Source organism: Propionivibrio pelophilus DSM 12018 (assembly GCF_059569095.1).
The window spans coordinates 1-7,189 of record NZ_JCANUT010000090.1 but is presented as its reverse complement, the minus strand read 5'-3'; the positions used below and the strand labels follow the sequence as shown (position 1 = coordinate 7,189).

Below are 7,189 nucleotides of genomic sequence, written 5' to 3'. Positions count from 1 at the left end.
AGTACCTCATCGCCCCCTGGATCAGGATCTGGCACTGGATCAACGCCGCCCTGATCCTCACCCTCAGCGTCACCGGGCTGAGCATCCACTTCGCCGACCCGGCCCTGCCGCTCGTCGATTTCGCGCTGGCCGTGCGCATCCACAACACCGCCGGCGTCCTGTTGATTCTCGCCTGCCTGTTCTTCGTCGTCGCCAACATCGTCACCGGCAACTGGTGGCAGTTCGTCCCCAAGCCCCCCGGCATTTTGCAGCGCATCCTCCGGCAGGCGCGCTGGTACGGCATCGGCATCTTCCGCGGCGAACCGCATCCGCACGAACCCTCAAGGGACGAACACTTCAATGCCCTGCAGGCCGTCACCTACTGGAGCGTCATGTACCTGCTCCTGCCGGTGATTCTGCTGACCGGGTTGATCTACCTCTACCCGCAGTTCGCCCCCGACACCCTGTTCGGCTTCGACGGGCTGCTGCCGATCGCCTTGCTGCACTACCTCGCGGCGGTGGCCCTGCTGCTCTTCCTGCTCTCGCACATCTATCTGGGCACCACCGGCAAGACCGTCGGACAGATGTTCAAGATGATGATCACCGGCTGGCACGAGCACTGAGGCCGCACCGGTACCGACCAATTGACCTCATAGGAGAAACGAAATGAAAGCATCCCTGATCCTGACCGCGGCCGGCCTGTCAGCCACCTTGCTCAGCGCGCCGGTCCAGGCCGTCGATGTCGCGGCCGCGGAAGCACTGGCCAAGAAGGAGGGCTGTCTGAAGTGCCACGCCATCGACAGGAAGAAGGACGCTATCTCGCTGAAGGACATTGCCAAGAAGCACGCGGGCAAGGCGGACGGCGAAGCGAAGATCCTGGCGCAGATCACCACCGGCCAGAAGGTCAAACTAGAAGACGGCACGGAGGAGGAGCATAAGACCGTCAAGTCCAAGGATCAGGCCGCCATCTCCAACATGATCCAGTGGATCTTGTCGTTGAAGTAGGAGCAACCCGAAAAACCGAATTGTCACAGTCACAGCGAGGTGCAAACAAATGAAACTGACGAGAAGATCATTCATCCAGTTTTCGGCGGCGACTGCCTGCCTGCTGGCGGCGGGGTGTTCGACGACGGTATTGCGACCTGTTTCGGCGGCGATGATTCCACGCCGGGTCAACGGCAGTAGCGCGCCAAGGGGCGAGTGGATCGGCAGTACCTGTCAGGGCTGCACGCAGTGGTGCGCGGTCCAGATTTTTGTTCAGAACGGACGCGCCGTGCGGGTACGTGGCAATCCCCTGTCGAAGACTAATCATGGTTACTGCTGCCCACGCGGTCACCTGATTACGCAGCAAGTTTATGACCCCGATCGCGTCAAGGTGCCGATGAAACGGACCAATCCGGTCAAGGGGCGGGGCGTCGATCCGAAGTTCGTGCCGATCAGTTGGAATGAGGCAATGGACACGGTCGCCGAGAAAATGATGGAACTGCGCCGTGCGAAAGAGGGGCACAAGTTCATGTACATGCGCGGCCGCTACTCGGCGACTTCGACCAACCTACTGTATGGGACGTTACCCAAGGTCTTCGGTACCGGAAATTACTTCTCGCATAGCGCCATTTGCGCCGAAGCGGAAAAGATGGGGCCTGGCTTGACCCAGGGGTTCTTTGGCTACCGCGACTACGATCTGGCCCATACCAATTGCCTGGTGATCTGGGGGCTCGATCCGTTGGCTTCCAACCGCATGGTGCCGAATACCATCCATTACTTCCATGAAATTATGGCGCGAGGGACGATCATCGCCATCGATCCTCGCCTGTCCAACTCGGCGGCGAAGGCACAGGAATGGCTTCCGCTCAAACCCGGCACGGACGGCGCGCTCGCCGGTGCAATCGCCCATGTGCTGCTGACCGAGGGGATGTGGAACAAGGAATTCGTCGGCGATTTCAAGAGCTTCTGGGGCGGTTTCAAGGCCGGTCAGACCGTTGGCGAGGAAGAATTCGAGGAGAGGGAAACCCACGGCCTGATCAAGTGGTGGAATCTGGAACTCAAGGACCGTACGCCGGCGTGGGCCGAGAAGGAAACGCTGATTCCCGCCGAGCAGATCGTCCGCGTGGCGCGGGCGATGGGCAAGGCGGCGCCCAAGACGATCGTCTGGATGGGGCCGGGTGCCGCGATGACGCCCCGCGGCACCTACGCCGCAATGGCCGTGCATGCCTTGAACGGGTTGCTCGGATCGATCGACGTCGAAGGTGGTGTCTGGCAGTCGAGCAGCGTGCCGATCGCCAAATTCCCGAGCATGGACAAATACGTCGATGACCTGGCCAAGCAAATGGCCAAGGGCAAGAAGCTCGACGGACGCGGCGCCAAGGACATGCCGGCGATGATGGGCGGCAAGCCGGGCAGTGGTGTGGTGACCAACAACGTGGCTAACGGACTGTTGAAGGATCCGGGCGCGGTCAAGGTGTTCCTGTCCTCGTGGTCGAACTTCAATTTCTCGGCCACCGGGACCGATCGCTGGGACCGGGCGATGGCCAAGGTGCCGTTCTTCGTGCACATGGTGACCAACGCCTCCGAAATGACCCAGTTCGCCGACATCGTCCTGCCGGCAACCTTCAACTCCGCCGAAGGCTGGTCGGTGATCACCAACATGGGCAACGGCCACGGCTACGCCTCGCTGCAGCAGGGGGCTGTCAAGCGCCTGTGGGACGTGAAGCAGGAAGAAACCGAAGTGATGTGGCTGCTGGCCGAGAAGCTCAAGCAAAAGGGCTTTTCCAATCTGTTCGACTATTACTCGAAGGAGTTCAAGGACCCGGAAACCGGCAAGCATCCGACCAATGCGCTGGAGTTTTCGATCATCGCCGCGAAGATGAGCAGCGCGACGCTGTGGATGCCCAAGGAGCCGGTCAAGGGCGATGCGCCGCTCAAGGGTTGGGACGACTACCGCGCCCGCGGCATGTTCAGCGGTCCGAAATACACGCTGAAGAAAGGCTGGGGCGGCAAGTTCCACACCGTCAGCAAGAAGTTCGAGTTCTACAGCGAAACGGCGAAGAAGGGCCTGCTCGAACATGCCAAGAAGTACGAGACGAGCGTGGACGACATCATGACCGTTTCCGGCTACGTGGCGCGCGGCGACGTCGCTTTCGTGCCGCACTATGAGCCGCCGAAACGGCACGGCAGCGAGGCCGAGTATCCGTTCGACTTCATCGACTACAAGTCGCGCCTGAACCGCGAAGGGCGCTCGGCTAACCTGACCTGGTACCAGGAGTTCAAGAAGGTCGATCCCGGCGACGTGTCATGGGACGACGTGCTGAAGATGAACCCGGCGGACGGCGCGAAGCTGGGACTGAAGACAGGCGACATGGTGCGCGTGAGTTCGACCACCGGATCGATCGTTGCCAGGTTGCGGCTGTGGGAAGGCGTGCGTCCCGGCACGGTGACCAAGTGTTTCGGCCAGGGGCACTGGGCCTACGGACGGGTGGCCTCCGAGGATTTCGGCAAGAAGGCGCGGGGCGCCAACAATAACGAAATCCTGGTCGACGACTACGACCGCCTGAGCGGCGCCACGGCGCGCAATGGCGGATTCACCGGCGTGCGCATCCAGAAGGTTGCGGTCTGACCCAACGAGCTTAGGAGATAAAAATGCGATTTGGAATGGTTATCGACCTGCAACGCTGCGTGGGATGTGGCGCCTGCGCCTTCGCCTGCAAGGCGGAGAACACCACGCGTGACCGCGATGCCGAGGACGGCCAGAGTTTCAACTGGGCTGACTTCATGATGAAGACCGAAGGCACGTTCCCGAACACGAAACACTGGGTCATGCCGGTGCTGTGCAACCACTGCTCCGAGGCCGCCTGCGTCGAAGTCTGCCCGGTCAAGCCGAACAAAGCGATGTACAAGACGCCGGAAGGCATCACCATGCACGATCCGTCGCTGTGCATCGGCTGTCGTGAGTGCCAGACGGCCTGTCCGTACAGCCACGAAGAACTCGACGAGGCTAGCCTCAGCGGCGAGACGTACAGCGTGATCAGCTTCAACGGGCGCTACAAGCCGCTGCATCCGAAGTGGGAGGACGGCACCGCTTTGATCGCCGGCGGAACATCGTCAGGCGCGGAGACGGCGAAAAAGGCGGGCGCCGCCGTACCGGCGATGAACGAGTTCGAGTCGAAGGACGTCGGGCCGTTGCGGAAGAAGCGGATTGTCGAGAAATGCACGTTCTGCGCGCATCGCACGCTCAACGGCCTGCAACCTGCCTGCGTCGAGGTTTGCCCGTCCGAGGCGCGTGTCTTCGGCGATCTGGACGACCCGAATTCCAACGCGGCAAAGGTGCTGGCCGCGAAAGAGAGTTTCGTGCTCAAGCCGGAGGCCGGAACCCGTCCGAACGTCTTCTACGTCGGCAAGTACAGCGCGCGTTCATAGGCCGCTGTCGTCAGAGGCGACGACGTCATCCTGGCTTTTGCCGGGATGACGTCCTGTGGATAATCGGTCGCGTCAATTTTTTAGCCCCTCGGACCTCGGAAATGCCATGACTACTCAAGAATTTGTCCGGACTGCGGCACTGGCCGACATGTGCCGGTTGCTTGCCGCCTGTTACTACGAACCCGCTCCGGAGTTTTCCGAGGAGCGGTTGTTCGACTCGCTGATTGATGCCGCGGGTCATATCGACGCTGATTTCACGGCGCGGGCGCGGGAACTCAAGTCGTCGTTCGAATCGGTCACGCCCCAGGACTTGCTGGTCGACTACGCGCATCTGTTCCTCGGGCCGGTCGGGACGCTGGCCGTTCCTTACGAATCGGCGTGGCTCGCGAAGGAGGGCAACTCGATTACCGATATCATGCAGGCACTTGAAGACCTGTATGCTGACGGCGGCTTCGAGGTCGATCCGGAATTTCGCGACCTTCCCGACCATTTGGCCGTCGAACTCGAATTTCTTTACACCCTGTTGTTCCGCCGCGCCGCCGCCTTGCGCGATGGCGATGACGCCGCTTTCAAGGAACTCGAGGCATTAAGCGAGCACCTGATTTCCGGCCATCTCGACCGTTGGTTGCCGGACTTCCAGGCCGCTGTCCTCGAAGGTGCGCAATGCCGGTTTTATCGTGAACTCGCCGACCTCACGGCGCTTTTCGTCAACGTGGTAAGAAGCGCTGGCTGAATACAGGCTGGTTACACCGCGTTCAACGGAATCTTGAGGTAGCGGATGCCGTTGCTCTCGGGGTCGGGGAACTGGCCGGCGCGCATGTTGACCTGAACCGACGGCAGGATCAGTACCGGCATGTCGAGCGTGGCGTCGCGTTGCGTGCGCATGGTCACGAAGTCCTCCTCCCCGATGCCTTCGTGGACGTGTATGTTTTCGGCACGCTGTTCGGCCACGGTGGCGACAAAGCGGGGTTCGCGATTACCGGGGAGGTAGTCGTGGCACATGTAGAGCGTGGTGTCCGCGGGCAGGCTCAGGATACGCTGGATCGACCGGTAGAGCGTCCGGGCGTCGCCGCCGGGAAAGTCGCAGCGCGCCGTGCCGTAATCCGGCATGAACAAGGTGTCGCCGACGAAGGCGGCCGAGCGGGTCCCGTCGCTGATGACGTAGGTCAGGCAGGCCGGCGTGTGGCCCGGCGTGTGGAGGGCGCGCACCTGCAATGCGCCGATCGTGAAGGTTTCATCGTCGGCGAGCAGCCGGTCGAACTGGCTGCCGTCATGGGCGAATCCGGTGCCCGCGTTGAACAGCGTGCCGAAAAATTTCTGCACCGCCGTGATGTGCGCGCCGATGGCGACCCGGCCGCCCAGCCGCTCCTTCAGATAAGGCGCGGCCGAGAGATGGTCGGCGTGGACGTGCGTTTCGAGAATCCATTCCAGCGTCACGTCCAGTTCGCGGATGCGCTCGATGATCGTGTCGGCCGACGCGGTGCTGGTGCGTCCGGCCTTGGGGTCGTAATCCAGCACGCTGTCGATGATCGCGCCTTTCCGGCTGTTCTCGTCGAACACGAGATAGCTGATTGTCTTGGTGGCTGGGTCGAAGAATCCTTCAACCTGCATTGAGTTGGGCTGTCCCATGGCTCGCTCCTTCGTTTTTCCGTGATCAGATGCTGCCGAATGCCTTGAAAAGCATGCTCGCCGCCGAGCACAGCAGGACAAAGGCAAATCCACGCTGAATGGTAGTTTCGGAAAAGCGGGGCGACAACTTTCTGCCGATGAGCATGCCCAGCGCGGTCGCAGCGGCAAACAGTGCGGTTGTCGGCGACGGGAGGGTCGCTCCGTTGCTGACAGCGACGACGATGCCGCCGCTGCTGACCAGCGCGATGACGAGCAGCGACGTGGCGATGATGCCGTGCATCGACGCGTCGGTATAGCGACGCATGGCGGGGACGATGACAAAGCCGCCGCCGACTCCCAGCAGTCCGGTCATGAATCCGGTGAGTGCGCCGAATCCGGCAAACAGGCCGGCTGTTTTCCATGTCCAGCTGAAACGACCGGTCTCGGGGTTGATGCGGGCGACCGCGTGGTCGTCATCGTCGCGCCGGCCATTTTTGCGCATCGTTTGACGGACGAGCCGCCAGACGACATACAGCGTCAGGCTGGCAAAGAGCACGAGCAACAGCATCTGCGGGAGCCGATGGGCGACGGCGAGCCCCACTTTGGTGAAAGGTATGCCGCAGAGCACCATCACCATCGCCGCCTTGTAACGGACGAGTTTCTTGCGCAGACCGTCGACGGCGCCGAGCGCCGCCCCGCTGGCCACGGCGATCAGGGCGACGGGGGTGGCCGCCTGGACGGACCATCCCATGCCGTTGACCAGGGCAGGAACGGCGAGGATGCCGCCGCCGGCGCCGGTCAGCCCGAGAATGATGCCGACGAACACGCCGAGGATTAGCGAGATTTCCATGATTCGGTCCGGGTTTGACAGTATCCGACGGTCAGGCCTTGCGCCGTTCTATTAACCCGGCCCTTAAATAGGCTGTTTGCGGTATGATTTCCGCATGGAAAAGATTGATGCGCGCAAGCTGGGTTATGAGGGGCGAGATACGCTGCGGAAGATGGTGCTTCGACTGCGGAAGCAGTCGGGCCTGAGTGGCGTTGAACTGGCGAAGGTGGCAGGAGTTCATGTCCGGACGGTTCAGGCGTGGTTGCGAAAGGCACAGACCGCCGGCGAGGGTTCCCTGACAGAAAGGCTGCGTGGACGTCCCCCCGGCGCGTGCCGAAAACTGTCGATGGTGCAGGAAGT

The 7,189-nt window shown here is 61.8% G+C and carries 8 protein-coding genes; 6 read left to right on the top strand and 2 right to left on the bottom strand.

Features of this window, described 5'->3' with window-relative positions:
* The 5 genes from BO74_RS20140 to BO74_RS20120 form a co-directional block, all read left to right on the top strand.
* Positions 1–602, top strand: a 602-nt coding sequence (locus tag BO74_RS20140; protein ID WP_496445028.1) for a cytochrome b/b6 domain-containing protein, incomplete at its 5' end; no start/stop codon positions are given.
* A gap of 43 nt (positions 603–645) precedes the next feature.
* A complete protein-coding gene (locus BO74_RS20135; protein WP_496445026.1) occupies positions 646–984 on the top strand; it encodes a c-type cytochrome in 339 nt (112 codons plus the stop codon).
* Positions 985–1,033: 49 nt separating this feature from the next.
* Complete coding sequence (locus BO74_RS20130) at positions 1,034–3,592, top strand: molybdopterin-dependent oxidoreductase (protein WP_496445024.1); 2,559 nt, start codon at positions 1,034–1,036, stop codon at positions 3,590–3,592.
* Between the two features lie 23 nt (positions 3,593–3,615).
* Positions 3,616–4,392, top strand: a complete 777-nt coding sequence (locus BO74_RS20125; protein WP_496445022.1) for a 4Fe-4S dicluster domain-containing protein — start codon at positions 3,616–3,618, stop codon at positions 4,390–4,392.
* 106 nt (positions 4,393–4,498) lie between these two features.
* Positions 4,499–5,125, top strand: coding sequence for a TorD/DmsD family molecular chaperone (locus BO74_RS20120; RefSeq protein WP_496445020.1), 627 nt, complete (start codon positions 4,499–4,501; stop codon positions 5,123–5,125).
* 11 nt (positions 5,126–5,136) lie between these two features.
* Here the strand turns inward: BO74_RS20120 and BO74_RS20115 are convergent, their stop codons facing one another.
* Together BO74_RS20115 and BO74_RS20110 are read right to left on the bottom strand one after the other, a co-directional pair.
* Positions 5,137–6,021: an MBL fold metallo-hydrolase gene (locus BO74_RS20115; protein ID WP_496445018.1), complete on the bottom strand. Its 885-nt coding sequence runs from the start codon at positions 6,019–6,021 to the stop codon at positions 5,137–5,139.
* A 25-nt stretch (positions 6,022–6,046) separates the two neighbouring features.
* Positions 6,047–6,850, bottom strand: coding sequence for a sulfite exporter TauE/SafE family protein (locus BO74_RS20110; RefSeq protein ID WP_496445016.1), 804 nt, complete (start codon positions 6,848–6,850; stop codon positions 6,047–6,049).
* A gap of 94 nt (positions 6,851–6,944) precedes the next feature.
* Between BO74_RS20110 and BO74_RS20105 the strand changes: the two genes are divergently transcribed.
* Positions 6,945–7,189, top strand: a 245-nt coding sequence (locus tag BO74_RS20105) for a helix-turn-helix domain-containing protein (protein WP_496445014.1), incomplete at its 3' end; no start/stop codon positions are given.

What these genes read in the sequence shown, in the direction of transcription:
- BO74_RS20110 (WP_496445016.1), bottom strand. Translation starts at nt 6,850, where the DNA reads ATGGAAATCTCGCTAATCCTCGGCGTGTTCGTCGGCATCATTCTCGGG.
- BO74_RS20130 (WP_496445024.1), top strand. Translation starts at nt 1,034, where the DNA reads ATGAAACTGACGAGAAGATCATTCATCCAGTTTTCGGCGGCGACTGCC.
- BO74_RS20125 (WP_496445022.1), top strand. Translation starts at nt 3,616, where the DNA reads ATGCGATTTGGAATGGTTATCGACCTGCAACGCTGCGTGGGATGTGGC.
- BO74_RS20115 (WP_496445018.1), bottom strand. Translation starts at nt 6,021, where the DNA reads ATGGGACAGCCCAACTCAATGCAGGTTGAAGGATTCTTCGACCCAGCC.
- BO74_RS20120 (WP_496445020.1), top strand. Translation starts at nt 4,499, where the DNA reads ATGACTACTCAAGAATTTGTCCGGACTGCGGCACTGGCCGACATGTGC.
- BO74_RS20135 (WP_496445026.1), top strand. Translation starts at nt 646, where the DNA reads ATGAAAGCATCCCTGATCCTGACCGCGGCCGGCCTGTCAGCCACCTTG.